This is a genomic window from Laspinema sp. D2d (genome assembly GCF_025370755.1).
Lineage (GTDB): Bacteria > Cyanobacteriota > Cyanobacteriia > Cyanobacteriales > Laspinemataceae > Laspinema.
Window position 1 is genome coordinate 1 of the sequence record NZ_JAMXFC010000036.1, and the last position, 3,031, is coordinate 3,031.

Annotated in this window: 1 protein-coding gene and 1 pseudogene; one reads left to right on the forward strand and one right to left on the reverse strand. The window is 42.8% G+C overall.

What is annotated here, in order from left to right:
* Positions 1 to 279 precede the first annotated feature (279 nt).
* Positions 280 to 1,008, reverse strand: coding sequence for a rhomboid family intramembrane serine protease (locus NG796_RS20505; protein ID WP_261208893.1), 729 nt, complete (start codon positions 1,006 to 1,008; stop codon positions 280 to 282).
* 717 nt (positions 1,009 to 1,725) lie between these two features.
* Between NG796_RS20505 and NG796_RS20510 the strand changes: the two are divergent.
* Positions 1,726 to 3,031: pseudogene (locus NG796_RS20510) on the forward strand (hypothetical protein); the annotation flags it as partial.

The following is a 3,031-nucleotide window of genomic DNA, read 5'->3' on the forward strand; positions in this document are numbered from 1 at the left end:
CCCGCTTTTTTACGACTTCTTCATTATCTCAAACAATTGCCCCGTATGGGTTTCCCCTGCCTTGTCACCCTCTCAGCGGTTTTATACTTCAAAGGAGGATAGGAAATCCCTATCCTCCTTTTTTAGACATCTCGGAGAAATTTCTTAATAGTGAAAACAGACTTTTGATACCCGGATTTGGTATAAGCCCCCCTTAATAAGGGGGGTTGGGGGGATCAATCCGTTATTTTGCAATCGGTCTTTTGAACTGCGGTATTGGACAGGTTAGCCAATTTTTACTTAATAAATAGCCGTTTTTGGTTTATATTTAACCAACAATGAAACTAACCCGGCCCCAATAAATAATCCGACTCCATTCGCCCAATAGCCTAAGCTGGTGGGGTTGACCATTCTCAGAATGGTGAGTTGACCGATTCCATAAAATGCCTGCTGAATAAACCACCACATTAGATAAAATAGGGCGGGAACTTCAATGGGAATAAAGAGGATGAGTAAAGGTAAGAGAGTTTCGATTTTAGCTTTGGGAAAGTTTAGGCAATAAGCGCCTAAAATGGCAGAAATTGCGCCATTTGCCCCGACTAAAGGAACGGCTAAGTTTGGGGCGATCGCCACCTGGGCGATCGCAGCGAGGATGCCACAGACGAGGTAAAACAGAAAAAACCGGCCATGTCCAAGAATTTCTTCAATCCGCTTACCAAACACCCACAAGAACAGCATATTCCCCACAATTTGACTAAAACTGCTGTGGAGAAACATCGAAAACAGTAAGGGACCGGCAGACATGACCATTAAGGCAACCCAAGCGGCAGGACTGGGATTGCGGACCGCATCAGTAACCACAGAAGTCATGCGATCGCTCACAATTCCCCAACTTTGCAAAAATGCCCCAAGTTCCCCGGTGGCCTCTAGTTTAAGTTCCATCACAAACAAGGCCACATTTAACCCTATCAGGCCGTATGTGACCAAGGGGGGATAACGATTGGGGAGATTATCATCGATAGGTATCATTGCTGGATATTATGATTTTTCTCAATCTTGACTTCCTATTATGGACGCAAAAACAGGGGCACACTTTCCAAGGGTGACGCTTTCTCTTTTTGGACCCTGGGGCGATCGCCTGATTTTTTTCAAAAAAATACTCCTTTAGGCAGTTGCAAAAGCGGTTTTTTTAGAAAGTTACACGTTGAATGATCACCCCTGAGTCTTGTATTTCTCTAGGTTGTCACTCGACTCACCTCTCTCCATTCGGTTTGGGGAACTACGCATTTTTTGATAAATTGTTTCTTGGTCCGGGCGAAATATTACTTTCTTTACAAAAAATTTAAAGTTTTAATCTCTAGCTTTATAAAAAAAATATATAAACTCTCTCCACCTTTGATGCGGCCTAACAAAGCAGATCCTCTCCCCCTGTTTATTGAAAGCAATCTCTCTTCATAATCGGGTGAATCAGCTCTCTATGACCTCTAAGAAACCGGGGTTAAGGCAATTTAGGGCAATCTTTCTAAAGATAGATACAGCCTCAGCCTAGGCAGAGTTAGATAGAAAAGAATCAAAAAGGGGGGATGAGCGATAATAACGAGTGATTAGGGCAATTAAGCGGCTTTATGAGGCTGGATTTTCCAGTTATCATTACACAAAAAACTTCCCTTTTATTTTGGGGATATTTAATCCTTTTAAAGTTTCGGTTTGATTCAATAAATTTTTAAAATTAGGGAGAAGATTAGTATGGTATGGAATATCCACTCATCAAATTATCAAATCCTGACCCAAGGAGATATCCGACGATTAGAGGGGGGGAACAATACCCAAATCCGAGTAGAAACCGATGAGGCGATCGCCGGTAACTCAGCAGACGATTTAATCGTGGGAGGACCCGCAGAGGATTTATTAATTGGTGATGTTGGTAACGATACCATCTATGGCGGAAATGGGAATAACACCCTGGTTGGGGGAACGAGTCATCTGCTCATTGAAGATTGGGCGGGTCAAGATATATTAGTAGGGGGATCTGGAAATGATTTAAACTTTGGAAATCAAGCCGATGATACCCTCTATGGCGGAGAAGGCGACGATACCCTCTATGGCGGTAAAGATAACGACTTCTTGTTTGGTAATGACGGAAATGATGTCCTATTCGGGGACTTAGGAAGCGATCGGCTATGGGGAGGGGAAGGACAAAACCACTTTCAAATCGGCAGACGTTTCGATATTCCCGGATTCCTCAGTACCGGCGGTCCGACCCTAGATCATGCAGACTGGATTATAGATTTTACCCCAGGTCAAGACTTAATTGGACTGCTGGGGGGACTGACATTTGATGAGTTGAATATCGTGGCGGGAACGGGGGAAAATGTAGGCGATACTATCATTCAAGATAGAATGAGTCAAGAGTATTTAGCCATTCTGAAAAATATCTCTCCCGAGGCGATCGCACGGGACAATTTTTCCCCTTATTCTGCACCCCCAGTCCCGTCATTACCTCGTCTAAATCCCCCAGTTATCAATCCAACACCACCTGTCAATTCTCCCTCTACGAATGGAGAAGAAATTGCTCCCATTGAGCAACCCTCAGATTTGCCACCGGATATTTCCTCCCCAACGGAACCCGATGAACCTTCAGATTTGCCACCGGATGTGACTTCGGAAATTGACGAGAATCAGGATGATGTCAATTTAGAACCTGACATAACTCCAGAAATTGAAGACAATAATTTAGAACTGAATTTTACTCCGGAAATTGAAGACAATCAGGATGATATCAATTTAGAACCGGATGTTACTCCGGAAATTGAAGACAATCAGGATGATATCAATTTAGAACCGGATGTTACTCCGGAAATTGAAGATAATCAGGATGATATCAATTTAGAACCGGATGTTACTCCGGAAATCGAAGACAATAATTTAGAACCGGATGTTACTCCGGAAATCGAAAACAATAATTTAGAACCGGATGTTACTCCGGAAATTGAAGACAATAATTTAGAACCGGATGTTACTCCGGAAATTGAAGATAATCAGGATGATATCA